The sequence below is a fragment of the Paenibacillus sp. PAMC21692 genome (genome assembly GCF_014303795.1).
Taxonomy (GTDB): domain Bacteria; phylum Bacillota; class Bacilli; order Paenibacillales; family Paenibacillaceae; genus Pristimantibacillus; species Pristimantibacillus agaridevorans.
Map to the genome: position 1 here is coordinate 8,373,662 of NZ_CP060293.1, position 13,820 is coordinate 8,387,481.

Here is a 13,820-nt window from a genome sequence, read left to right on the forward strand (position 1 = left end):
GTTCTATGGGCGTTCGGACGCCAGACGGTGGGCCTTTCCGATTCAAGACCCTATGGTCTCCAGCTGTCAATTAACAAATAAACGCCTGTAAACAACAAAATGACATAGGTGAATATCCGAAAAAACCTCTGATTAACCTTGTTAAATAAAAGTTGACCCAGATACAGACCCACCCCTACAAGAGGTAGAGCCAGACCGCTTGACAGCCAGACGGTTTTACTTGTTCCGGCAAAAATGATTTGGATAAATAAACTCATTAAATAGATAAACAAATAAAAGGCCAGCGTCGTGCCTCTCAGCTTTTCTTTTGAAGTATCTGTTCCCGAAAAATACAGCAAAACGGGCGGTCCGGGCATGCCTATGCTAGCTGTCAGGGAACCTGATAATCCTCCGACCAACAAATCCTTGCCCTTATTTTGATTGATACGAAACTTAAGTATTAATAACATGGTTAATAACAAGATGATGATGCTTATTCCCATTTTCAATTTATTAATGTCTAAAAACAGAAAGGTAACGATTCCCAGTGGTAAACCAATAACACTCCCCGCTATTAACCTCTTTAAAATGCCAAAATCTATATCCTTTTTGATTTTAGTTATTAGGGCCAACGATATAATGAGCGATAAAATCAAATTGATTTGAATCGCTTCCATTGGTTCAAACAAAAGAAGAAGAAATGGAGTGGCTAGAATAGAAAAGCCAAACCCCGTGCTAGTTTGCAATATGGAAGCCATCAAAATAATGATAATAAATAGAAGGATCGACATCTATTTATTGTAACAGTTTGCAATTCCGATTAAAAGAATCGCGTTTATTTATTTGATTTGTAGTCTAGCGGGCTAATTCCGTTATATTTCTTGAACACCTTGGAAAAGTATGTCCGATCCGAATAACCCAGCTTAATGGCGACCATCTCCACCGACTCGCCTTGTTCGAACAATTGCTTGGCAATATCCATCTTGTACCTATGCACATATTCGGTAAAGTTAATGCCTGCAATCTTCTTGAAATAGCGCGAAAAGTAGCTCGGATTCAGATATAAATGGTTGGCCAAGGAAACCGAAGACACGTTCTCGGTCAAATGGGTGCTGATATATTCATTGATTTCGTGCAGCCTAGGCTCCTTCATGGCCCCCCCGCGATCTTGCATGCGGCCCAATTTGCCTACATGCTGCTTCGCCAGCAGGAGCGCCTCCCGAGAAGAAATAATATGAGGCAACAGCGCATGCAGATGTTCCTTATCGTGTTGAATATTCCATTCGTAGTCCAACGACCGCAGCATCTGGGAGAGATGATATACATATAATTGCGGCTTCAGCATGACCGTCCGGGCATAGTGCTCCATTCGCTCCAATACCGCTTCCAACGCGTTCAGATCCTGCTTTTCATTGGCCAGCAGCAGCTCGTCTTTATACCTTTTGAACTCCTGATCGTTGACTGTCCATATAGAAGGAGCATCATCGGACAGGTGAGATATGGCCCATTGTTTGTAATAAAGCGCCTGTTGGGCTTCCATTAATTGTTCATGGGCCGTCTTGATTGCGCCGAGTCCATTGAGCTCGCCGCTAATGATGCCTCTCATCTCGATCTTCAGGTAACTTTTGATTTTCTCACGGAGCTTCTCCAAATAAGTTTCAAATTCCTTACGGATGTTAACGGCCAGGTTTGGCTTATAGTTCAGAATGAATACGAACTTGCCCGCTTGCTCCTGCGGGATAATAAGGACCGGCGCCCAATCGCCAGCCGTCTCTTCCGCAATGTTGTAGAAGGCATAGTGGATCAGGTCCAGATCCTCATAGTGATAATGCTCCAACAGGGAGGCGTAATCTACCGTTCCCGCAGCCAGCATAAAACGCGGCAGCTCCCAGCGCATTCCAACCTTCTGCAATAATTGCGACACCTTCTGTTCGTCGAGCTTGCCGCTGAGCAGACGCCACAATTGTTTTTTGATTTGGTCCTTATGGCGCTCCAGTTCTTCCCTGAAGGATAATTGATCGATACGCTCCCGCGATTCGTCGGCCGATTTGGACGCTTTCCGCAAGCTGCCCATCAATTTCTCCGTCGTTAATTCATATTTGATCAAATAATCATCCGCTTGCAGGTGCATGGCGCTTCTGGCATAACCAAAATCCTCATGGCAGGTGACAAAGATAAGCCGTACTGCGGGGTTGATCTCCCGGACGCGAGCGGCCAGCTCGATTCCGTCTATTTGCGGCATCCCGATATCCGTAATGACTATATCGGGTTCCTTCTCGCGAAATAGTTCAAGCGCCTTGACGCTGGAGAACGCGGTTGCCACAACCTGCAAATGCAAGGACTCCCATTCGATCATCCGTTCCAAATAACGAAGCATCGGCACATCGTCGTCTATAATCATCACTTTTCTCATTCGAATCCCCCCTCTTTGCCATCTTGCAGCGGAATACGCATGGAAACCGTCAAACCTTTATCCGCATTTTCATAGACCCGAATGGAAGAAGATTCGCCGAATGTCAGTTGCAGCCTGCGCAACACATTAGGCAATCCGATACGTTGGTTGGAGGCGGTCGGCTCCGTGACTTTTTCCAGCATGGATTGCAAGCTTGCCAGCGCGGACGCAGGCATCCCTTTGCCATTATCCGCAACATCGATTACAAGGGCATCTCCCGAAACATGTACCTCCACCCGGATCGTCGGATCGGCCGGGAAATCGGGAAGCTTCGAGAGTCCGTGAATAATAGCGTTTTCCACCATGGGCTGCAGCATCAGCCTTGGCACCATGAACCCTTTCCATTCTTCGGGAATGTTAATGTGAAATTGAAAGTCCATTTCGGTACGCATCTTCATGATCTGGGTGTAATCGGCCAGCAACCTGCATTCGTCTTCCAGCGCGTTCATTTCATTGACTCGCATATAAGCGCCCAGCAAGTTCATTAATGAGCCAATCTGCCCGCTATGAATCCGATCCCCGCCCAACATAAGGTTGCACTTGACCGAATTCAAGGTATTAAGCAGGAAATGCGGATGAATTTGCGCGAACAAGGCTTGCAGTTCGATGACCCTTTTTTCTTCCTGCTCCTGCTCGATGTTCAAGAGCAGGCGATTGATTCTGTCCAGCATATTATTGAAAGCGATCCCGAGAACGGACAGCTCGTCCCTGCCTTTTACCGGGAAACGGACGATGCGATCGCCCTCGCCGAAATTCTCGGCCACCCGGCGAAGCTTGTCCAGCGGGCGATAGAGCTGCCTCCCGATAAAGATGGAGATGAATATAAATAGAATCAAGCAAATGATGATTAATAGAATATGGATACGAAATACGTAAGTCAGTTCCTTGGTAATTTCTTTGAAAGAAAACCGATAAACCAGCTCCCACCCCGTTATAGGCACTGTAGACCGAAGCTCTACCTGATTGTTTTGCGCAATCGCGGCCGTTCCCTCCATAACATGGGAGAAAACCTTTACCCCGTTCTCATTGACCAGTTCGATTTGCCCAAAATTGACGGTCGACATCACTTCTTGGAAATAATGATTCGGAATGCCGATAAACAGGGTTCCCAGCCGCTCGCCCGTATATAAATGATTGACGGGACGCATGGCCATATAAAAGGTATCCGATTTCCGCCAGTTGCTTACCTTAAGATCGTCGGCCATCATCCATTGCAAACGGTTGGGATTCGCGTTGGTAATCCAGTCGGAAACCTCTTTCTCGGCCACCCATGTTTTGAGCGAGCGAAAATCAAGCTCATTATTGTTTCCATAAACAATATAACCCTGCTGATTCAGATAAAAAATAGAGGCGTTCATCCCCGTCGTTTTGGAAAATACCAGATCGATATATTCCGAAATCGCCATCAAACTTTCGTAATCCTTTAAGGATTGCAGAACCGATACATCTTTGAAGTTTTTCAGAGATTCCAGAAAGGCCGAGCTTTTGTTAAAGCTGACCAGATTGTTGGAGTAAATAACATCCTCTACCGATTTGGACAAATCGTGGGCTATCATATTGATCACATTATGCTGGGAGGCCTTTACCTTATCCAACGTAATATCTTTGATAACGATGTAGGCAAGCAAGCTCGCGCTGAAAAGGGGGAGCAGGATGAATAAAACGAAGGATAACTGGATGCGCAAATAAAACGAATATTTATGAAACCACTTCATCATGCCCTGCTCCTCCAAATCACGCTCATTATAATGTGACGACATGATACCCTTAAAATACATAATAAGGCAACCTTCAAAGGTTACCTTATTATACATTTTCTATAAGCACTCTTTATTACTTGGATTGTTTGATAATTTTGTTAGCTTCCTCTACCATCCATGCTTGCGCGTCCGCAGCCGATGTTTTATCTAGCAAGAACATGCTCAGGCCGTCCTCCAGCACTTTCTTTAATTGGCTGGAATACGCCGTGGAGAAAGTCGGATCGTAAGGGATATGGACGCGGCTGTCGTATACCGTATTTTTGAGGGATTCCACATCGATCAGGTCCTCAAAGCCGCCTGCCATGCTGGAGATGACGAGTTCCGCATCTACGCTTTTGGAACCTGGGAAGTCGGTAATAACGTCCGTCTGTTGAGCCAGGAATTTGATGAAGTCATACGATTCCTTCTTGTGCTTGGAGTTGGCTCCGATCGCATTGTAATGGCCGCCTACATAGGAAGAACCGATTTCTACGCTTTCCGAAGAACGCGGCAGCGGCGCAAACACCGTTTGGAAATCATGCGGATATTTTTCCTTGTCCTTGATCATGCCAACCAGGAAGGAGCCCGCCGGAACCATGGCAGCCTCGCCGTTCAGGTACTCGGATGCATAATGCAGCTTGGATGCAACGACATCGGAGAATGGCTTAACCGATTTGCTGTCTTCCAGCGCACGGCGCATATCGAAGAAGTCCGCAAACACTTTTTCGCCAAATACCGGCGTTTCGTCTTCTTTCAGGTAAGGATGCGGCAATTCGTTATAAGCCGGGAAGTTTGCATATTCGCCCCATGTGTGGAAATAGGTGCCGTATTGCGCGTCCTTGGTCATCTTTTGCGCATACTCGCTGAAGTCATCCCATGTCCAGCCCCAAGTCGGAGCTTCGAGCCCGGCCGCATCCAGAGCTTGTTTGTTAATCGCTACAAGCCACGGCTGCGCCAAATCCTGAATGCCGTATACCTTGCCGTCATAGATCGGATTGATAAAGAACTCGTTCTCCGGTTTAATGCCGTCGGCGCCCAAATATTCGTCGATCGGAGCCAATATGCCGCGAGCCGCGCGTTCAATCAAGAAATCGACATGCGAGAAAGCGACAACGTCGATGGCATCTCCCGTACCAGCCATAATGTCAAGCTTTTGGTAAAAATCCGTGCTGCTTGCATTCGTAACCAGCTTTACGTATTCTACTTTGACGTTAGGATTCGCTTTTTCGAAGTTGGCGATTTTTTTCATCGTGTTTTCTTCGGCCGTTCCATCTTCCCAGCTATAATACTTAATCGTAACGTCTTCCTTCTTTTCGGTTTCCTTGCCGCCCTGCTCGTTCGAAGCCGTTTGCTTAGGCGTCTCCGTAGCTGGGTTTCCGTTATTGTTTGGCGAGCTGCATCCTGCTACCAGCGCCAGGCTGAGCATTGCGGTTGCCAACACTTTTACCGTTTTCATTTTTATTTCCTCCCTTTTTGTATACCAGTCATTCTTCATTAGTATCTTACAATGCCGTTTACCCGGACACCGTGTACAATCTTTGCATTTACGTGCACTTATTTGACCTTATCCCTTTACTCCGCCTACCGCAATTCCTTTAATGACTTGTTTCTGCAAAATGATAAAGACCAGCAGCAATGGCAGAATAGCCGAGACGGCGGCCATCATGATCGCCGCGTAGCTGGTGCTGTACATTCCCTGGAACGATTGAATGCCTAACGGGACCGTGTACAGCTTGCTGTCTACCAGGAAGATCAGCGGGTTCTGATAGTCGTTCCAGGACCACATGAACTTCAGAATGCCGGCGGTAGCCAAAATCGGCTTTGCCATAGGCAGGACAATCTGCCAGTAAATCCGGAACAGGCCCGCTCCGTCTATTTTGCCTGCTTCGATAAATTCCTGGTTGATGCCTAACATGAACTGCCTCATCAGGAAGGTCAACGGGATCGAGAATGCGGTCATGACAATAAGAGCCGCATGCGTATTGTATAATCCCAGCCATTTAATCAGCACGTAACGAGGCACCAATGTCGATTCCGCAGGAATCATAAAAAAGGTCAGCAGCATAAAAAACACGACGTTTTTGTAACGGAACTTCATTTTGGCGAACGAGAAACCGGCCATCGACGAGAAGACCAGCGTAAGAGCGGTTGTAATCAAAGCGATCTTAATGGAATTCATGTAATAATGTCCAAACGGAACTTTTCCGAACCATACGGTTTGAAAGTTATTGATCAGGTTCCAGTCGGTAGGTATCCATTGGACGGGAAACTTCATAACATCCTTTTCGATCTTGGAGGCTGCCGACAGCATCCAGAGCAGCGGCGAAAGGAACACCAAGGAGAGGAGCCCCATCAACAATGTAACGACAACTTTTGATATTTTTAACTGTGCCATGGACAACACCTTTCCTTAATATTGATTGCGCTGCATTCTGACGGTCAGCAAGGTTATAATTCCAATCACGATAAACAGCACCCAGGATAACGTAGCCGCGTATCCCATTCGAAACTTCTGAAACCCTTCTTCATAAAGATAATAGACCAATACATTCGTCGCATTGCGCGGTCCGCCGCCAGTCAGGAAGGCAACCAGGTCAAACACTTTAAATGAATTGATGACCGAGGTGATCGTCAAGAAAAACGTTGTCGTTCCCAGCATCGGGACGGTAATGCGAGTAAACTGCTTCCATTTGTTGGCCCCGTCGATTTCCGCAGCCTCGTACAGATCATCCGGAATAGCGGTCAGGCCCGCCAAGTAAATAACGACATTGTAGCCAATGACCTGCCATACCGCAATAATGATAATGCTCCACAACGCAAAATCCGTGCTTCCCAGCCACTTGGGCGGGTCCATAATCCCGAAAGACATCAGCAGGTTGTTGATAACGCCTTGGGACGGGTGGAACAGGACGGAGAATACAGCGGCTACCGCAACCGTCGTCGCGATATAAGGGATAAAAAATACCACTTTAAAGTATCCTTTGAAGTAAAGAACCGAATGAATGACGACCGCAATAACCATGGCGATTATAATACTGAGAGGCACGGTCGCTGCCGTATACAATAAATTGTTTTTCAGCGTGATATAAAATTTCGATTCCTGAAACAATTGAATATAGTTGTCAAAGCCGACATAGGTAATGCCTTTAAGCCCTGAAACCAGATCCCAGTCGGTAAAGCTTAAATAAAGCGAAAAAAGCAAAGGAAAAGCTCCCAGTACAACAATACCGATCGTCTCGGGAGCAATAAATAGCCATCCTAGCAACGTTTCTTTCCGAGAACCTGTCCAATATTTTTTTTTCAATGAATCCGATTTGGGCAGCGAGATTCGGGATTGAGAATTCCCTTGCATATTGTTCTCCCCTCATTCTGTTGTTATATGATTATGACCCCATTATAGTACGCCTACAGCAGCTGAAATGCTGACGATTTATACTACAATGTGTACTTTTTTGACCTTAACGTACCTGCCAAACGTCGCCCCCGTCTTCCAGACTCTCGTGCCGGCGTATCGCCGACAAGCCAAAAACAAAGGCACAATAGGGAGCTGATGCCCTCCTACTGTGCCTTTATACCAAAAACTAAATTATTGTTTTTCCATTATACGCAAGAGCACCACTACCGCTTCCGCCCTTGTTGCTTGGGCGTTGGGAGCAAACGTGTTGTTGCCCCGGCCTGTAAGCAGACCCGATTTGCGCAACTCTTCGATAGCAGACTTAGCCCATTGCGGGATGCTGTCATCGTCTGCAAAGCTGCTGCTATCGACATTTGTCGTATTCAGACCAAGCGCTCTAGCCAGCATGACAGCCATCTCGGCCCGCGTAATTTGCTGATTCGGACGGAAGGTGCCGTCCGTGTACCCTTGGATAATCCCTCTCTCAATGCCTTGCGCAACCGCTCCTGCGGCCCACGAGCCGATCTGGCCGCTGTCCGCGAATGCAGGCGACGAATCCGCAGCCCCCCACTTGAACAGGTTGGCCAACATCGTGATAAATTCCGCACGGGTAGTTGCGGCATCGGGCTTAAATACTTGGTCCGGATGCCCCTTCACAATGGCCAGTTCCGCTGCGCGTTTGATAACAGCTTCCGCCCAGTGGCCCGCCACATCCTTGAATTCTACCTTAGGCGTCTCTTCGCCCGCTTCTTCCTGTTCTTCTTCCTCGACAGGTTGCTCCGGCTCTTCAACAGGTTTCTCCGGTTCTTCGACAGGTGTAGTCGGCTTCTCCGGAATGATGATCGGATCGCTGCCGTTCGTGGTTGCCCTAACGCTCGGGCCATTGGCGCTCCGGTTGCCAGCCTCGTCCACTGCCTCCACCTTAAACGTATAGCTTGTGCCTGCCGACAATCCGGTTACTTGGACGCTTCTGGCATCGCCAGCGGCTTCCTTGCTTCCGCCTGCCCACGATACGACATATTTCGTAACGCCTACGTTGTCTTCTGCCGCTGTCCAGGACACAGTCAGGCTAGTTTGCGTAATACCCGACACGGTTGCCGCGCTGTTGTTTGGCCAAGTTGGAGCCAACTCATCGACTGCAGGTGCAGGAATTTCGGAATCCTCGAATGCTGCAATAGCTGCCGTTAGGTCATCCCATGCTTCATCCACCGCTGTTTGCGTCGCGGATTCATTGCCCGCAGTCTCATTTGCGGCAAGGAGCGCAGCGTCCAATGCTTCAATTGCAGCTTGCAAGTATTTGCCTGGCGTTGCAGCCGCATCGGCAAGCAGTTCTTCAGCCATTTCAATTGCTTGATTCAGATCCGTTTTGTCCACCGGACCGAGTTCATGGGCGCCGATGTCAGGCGCGTCTCCGTAATAAAGCGGCGTACCGTATAGATCATGCTCGCCCGGATTTGCAATAGGCGTTCCTGCATCAATGGCCGGAGAGCCTGGCTGCAGCTTGAATTTGGCAATGTTGCGATCCCAAATTTTCTGATCCCATGTATCCATAACCTCATCCGCCGCCGCTGGGTTCGTCAGCATCGGATTGTCCGTAATGAGGCTTGCGTAGGCTTTCGGACTGCCCGGCAAGCTGGCAATCGAAGCGGGATAGAACAGATTGTGGGACACGTTAGGCGCATCGTACCCCGCAGCGAGCGGCGAATATTTTTCCAGCGTGCCGTCCACCTGCACGATATTATTTTTAAAGATCATGTTGCTGACGCGTCCCTGATTGCCTTCATTAACCAAATATTTGACCGTATATCCTTCGCCAATATAGATCGTATTGTTATAAATGGCGGTATTCGGCTGCATACAGAAAAAGATTTCCGTGCCTTGACCATCATTTTTACTAATATTGTAGCGGAAAATATTGCCTGCTCCCGCGCTTGTCATCGTCAGCAAAAATCCGCCGCGATTGTGATGGCTGTAGTTGTACTGATAAATATTGTTGGTTACGTTAATGTCGAAATCAAATGCTTCGCCGTCATTGTAGCCGTGAACGCCATCATACACTTCGTTGTATTGGATGACAACCGCGTTCGTCTCATACAACCACAGGCCCGCATAGTTGGTCGAAGACGGATTTTTGCTATGTTTTCTGACGATATTTTTTTCGATCAGACCGCCGGACGATACCTCGGCCATCACGATTCCGTCACCGTACACCTCTTCGATCAGGTTGTTTCTAAACACGATGTCCGTACCTTTTATATTTGTGGTATCCTGGCCGTTGCGATGGATTTTGGTCCGCAGACCTTCGATTGCTACGTCCTTTACATGCGAATTTTCTACCAGAATACGATTAAAGCCGGACGGGATATTCGTCACCTTGCCCTTTTCGTCCACCGTGTCGCCCTTAAACAAAATGCCCCCCGAGAACTTCGCTGCGCCTGTGCCGGAATTGACGTCATGGACGTACACATTGCTGATCGTAATATTGTTGACATCGCCCGCTCCGCCTGCGACAACCATAATGCCGGCGCGCAAGGCGTTATTGATTGCTGGCCCCATATTCGTCACTTCCAGATTGCGCAGCTCCCAGCCGGACAGGTTGTACAAATGCACGGCGCCTTCCGCAATCAAGTTGCCGGTATCCAGGTGGGAGATGCCGTTGCCGTTAATGATCGGTTTGCCGGCCGAAGCTTCGCCGTAAGCATCTACTACGATCGGCGCTTCCGCCGTACCCGAGCCATGCGGTCTGAACTGGCCGTTCCAGATCGAGCCGCGTTTGAACAGGATCGTGCTGCCCGCCTTAAATTCAGCCGCGTTTAATTTCTCCAGCGACTTCCACGGCGTGGCTTCGCTTGTGCCGTCGTTATTGTCATTACCGGCTGCGCTGTCTACATAATAAGTGCCGACCGGCGTATCAACAAGCCTCGTGAGCGTATATTCCTCTTTTGTTTCATTTCTTTCGGAATCCGTGGCTACGATCGTAATTTTATTTGTGCCTGTGCGCAGCGGAATGTCGTACAGATCGTTGCCCGTCGAGGTTACGTTCTGACCATTGACCGATACCGCCAACGTTACATCGACGCTTTCGCTCACCGACTCCGCCTTAATTTCTACATTGGACAAAATATCGGTAAAATATATTTTTTGGTTCTCTATTCCGGTTACAGTCAAAACAGGCGCCGGCACGCCCTCGGTAATCAATAGTTTGGCCGCATTTGCAGGGTCATTTTCTTTGCTGGCCATAAAAATGCCCTTTTGGTCATGCCCGTTGTCCATCTGCAATACAAGGTTTAAAGTTCCCAGTTGCTGACCGGGAGCCAGTGCAGCCAGCTTGCGATTGATATATTGCGAAACATCCAAATAGATCGGCTGGTTGTGACCCTTTCTTTCGTACGTCGCATCGGCGGCCTTATCGCCATTTGCCGGAGCGTTGCCGGAAGTCAAGGTCTGTTCGTTAAACGCCGGAACTTCGTAAATGCCAATGACGTCGCTTGTCCGGTCCGTACCCATCAATTCCTTTGCAAAAAGCTGAATGACCGCTTTTTTGGCATAAGGCTTGGTATTGGCGGACAAGTCGAAGGATAGATACACCTTGCGGGTGGTAGGAGTCCCAGATGCCGCCGTTTTTAAGTGCAATCCGCCTTTTTCGGTGGAGCTATTATAGTTCGTATTCTGATACCTCACATCCGTATACACGTCGGCAAAGACCGGATAGGCGGTCACTCTCTCATATTCCACCACAAACACTTGCGAAGCGGATCGATTGCCGGCGGCGTCTACTGCGCTGACCTCGATCACATTGCGTCCTGCAAGCAACGAAACCGTATTGGCGCCCGGAAGAGCAGGAATCGGATCTCCTCCGTTAACGATCAACGAAATTGCCGGACTCGCGTCCACATTGTCTATCGCGTTAACATTAAATGTAAGCTGCTCGCTTGTCACCTGCTGACCGTTCGTTAAGCCGGTCACGGTTACGTTCGGCGGAAGCTTGTCCTCATATTGTTCGTAGATCATAAGATGGGGCGTATATTTTGCATTCTCACGGTACTGAGACGCAAAGACCATCCCGGCCTGATCGTCCACAGCCCCGGAATAAAGAGCAAGAAACAGCTCCGAAGCGGCGTTTCCGTCGATAAACCGATCTTTTACATTCGTAATATCGATTTCAACCCAAGTGCCGTTAAGCGAGCCGCCAAAGCTCTGCCCGCCCAACAAAACCTTGCTGTCGCCCATTAAAGGATCCGTGTTATTCCATGTCCAGTTTTCTTCGCTAATGCCCGGATTATCGGTGCTGAATACGTTAATCGTGTCCTGGTTGCGGGTTCCGAAACGATCCGCCACATACAGAACGAGCATAACCTTCTCCACATCGGCCCAATTTACAGCGTCCGGGCCCGGCATATTAAATTGCAGATGGCTTCTGCGGCTGGCGCTGGCGTTGGCGGACCATTTCACTTCCAGCCTTTCTTTGCTGCTCGCTCCTCCGCTAACCGTTAAGTCTGCATAGTCGCCGCCGCGCACCGCTGCGCCGTACGCGGAATCAACGCGAATTGGCTCGCTCACGGCAGCCTCGCCTTCCGGCAGCTCATCGGCATAAGCCTGCGGAGCTTGCACGGAAGAAAAAATCTGGAGAACGAGCATTGCGATTAACGCAAGGAGTAATGGTTTTCGCATCTTCTTCAACCCTATCATCCCTTCATCATCATTATTTTATCTCTTGCATCCTTGCATCTCTTGCATTCTTGCATCTCTTGCATCTGCGTTTGGACCTACTTCATTTGCAACTCATTCCACATCGCTTCATTTTTGACGATGGCCGCTTGGCTCACCGCCTGGTCGATCTGCTGCTCGAATCGTTCCTCCTTGACCGCATCCTCGATCAACAGTTTGACTTCATCGAGCGTCCCGCCTTCTCCCCGGCTCCTTTCTATACAAAGTACAACAAAGTGCTGGTTGCCGTATGACATCACTTCACTCGTTTGATTGGGGCTTAATTGATACGCTTGCTCCTTCAGCATCATCCCCAAATCCGATGAATTCTCATCTTTCCCTTCCTGTTTGCCATACTGTTTTTCCTGGATTCGCAAGGAATGTAAGCGTTTGTATTTTGGCAAAAGCTGATCGGCCGAAATTCCTTTTTGAATGTCCTCTGCCAGCTCGTAAGCCGCACTCTGTTCCTCTTCCGTATTGTCGCCCGTCCAGCTCACCTGCCATGCCGTTAATTCGTCGGGCGCTTGAAACAGCTGTCTGTTGGCCTCATAGCGCTCCAGCAATACTTCTTCTGGAACCGCCTTCAATTTTGCTTTATATTGATTTTTGGCCTCCAGCACCAGCTTGCTGTGAAATAGCATGTACTCCTGTAGCGGGCTCAGACTCTCCGCTCCGTATATACTCTTTTCCGCTTTGCGCATCGCCTGCTGCACATCCTGGAATTCGGCGCTTTTGATCAGAAGATACCCGGCGGCCAATTGCTGCTCCGCCTTGATCCGGACAAGCTTGTCCAGCGCATTGCTGCGGGCAACTTCAATCGGCACCTCGTCGCCGTAAGCCGTTCCCCAAAAGTCGCCGCCATACTCCGCACCGTGCTGTCTGGCAAAATAGCTCGCCGTCGCCGCCTTTTCATCCTGAAGGAACAGCTCGAACTCCTCTTGATCTACGGGAATGCCATCAACCGACAGCAGTGCCGGTCCAGGAGCTTCGTCCTTTCCGTTTGCCATCTGGGCAATGCCAAAAATCAATAATATCGTTCCGATCATAACAATGGATAGTCCGACTTTCAGATAAGGGTGCCTGTTAAGCTTCACCCTGCGCATCCCCACTTACAATCCCCCTCCCTTGTTGAAAATAACCAAAGTCTCCGGACCGGACACTGCCTGGAGAATCTCTATGATTCCAATCATATCCCTTGCAATCGGGCTTTATTGTGCGTTATTTTGATTTGCTTGTGCAGTTTTTTTACACGTTCTCGAAGTTATGTGCAGAAAACTCGGAACAACGAAGGCGAAACGGCTGCGTTACGACTCAATAGTCTTTTTCTGAGGCCGTCGATTCATTGTGTGTAACTGGAAAAGAAGCTGCAATCAATCATCGGCTACGTGTTAACGGAAGTGAGGGCCCTTATATGGATCGTTTAGCGTGATTTTAAAATCTAACGGAACTCCGCGACGTTATTCGTGAGAAATCCAGGCAAACCGAGGACTTTTGCCCATTATAAGGGCTGTCAGTTCCGTTAGATTTGCGAAATGCTGCTTTTTGCTGA

At 48.6% G+C, this 13,820-nt stretch carries 8 protein-coding genes; all 8 read right to left on the reverse strand.

Annotated features, from left to right (window positions below):
- Positions 1-50 precede the first annotated feature (50 nt).
- On the reverse strand, positions 51-770 hold the full coding sequence (locus tag H7F31_RS33165; RefSeq protein ID WP_187102339.1) for a sulfite exporter TauE/SafE family protein: 720 nt from the start codon (positions 768-770) through the stop codon (positions 51-53).
- Positions 771-814: 44 nt separating this feature from the next.
- The gene (locus H7F31_RS33170) at positions 815-2,392 is read right to left on the reverse strand and encodes a response regulator (protein WP_187102340.1); all 1,578 of its coding nucleotides are present in this window, start codon (positions 2,390-2,392) and stop codon (positions 815-817) included.
- On the reverse strand, positions 2,389-4,149 hold the full coding sequence (locus H7F31_RS33175; protein WP_187102341.1) for a sensor histidine kinase: 1,761 nt from the start codon (positions 4,147-4,149) through the stop codon (positions 2,389-2,391). The genes H7F31_RS33170 and H7F31_RS33175 overlap by 4 nt, the downstream gene beginning before the upstream one ends.
- Before the next feature lie 115 nt (positions 4,150-4,264).
- On the reverse strand, positions 4,265-5,626 hold the full coding sequence (locus H7F31_RS33180) for an ABC transporter substrate-binding protein (protein WP_187102342.1): 1,362 nt from the start codon (positions 5,624-5,626) through the stop codon (positions 4,265-4,267).
- A gap of 108 nt (positions 5,627-5,734) precedes the next feature.
- Complete coding sequence (locus tag H7F31_RS33185) at positions 5,735-6,565, reverse strand: carbohydrate ABC transporter permease (protein WP_187102343.1); 831 nt, start codon at positions 6,563-6,565, stop codon at positions 5,735-5,737.
- 15 nt (positions 6,566-6,580) lie between these two features.
- Positions 6,581-7,522: a carbohydrate ABC transporter permease gene (locus H7F31_RS33190; protein WP_187102344.1), complete on the reverse strand. Its 942-nt coding sequence runs from the start codon at positions 7,520-7,522 to the stop codon at positions 6,581-6,583.
- Between the two features lie 234 nt (positions 7,523-7,756).
- Positions 7,757-12,235, reverse strand: coding sequence for an S-layer homology domain-containing protein (locus H7F31_RS33195; RefSeq protein WP_187102345.1), 4,479 nt, complete (start codon positions 12,233-12,235; stop codon positions 7,757-7,759).
- Positions 12,236-12,330: 95 nt separating this feature from the next.
- Positions 12,331-13,380, reverse strand: a complete 1,050-nt coding sequence (locus H7F31_RS33200) for a hypothetical protein (protein ID WP_187102346.1) — start codon at positions 13,378-13,380, stop codon at positions 12,331-12,333.
- Positions 13,381-13,820 lie beyond the last annotated feature (440 nt).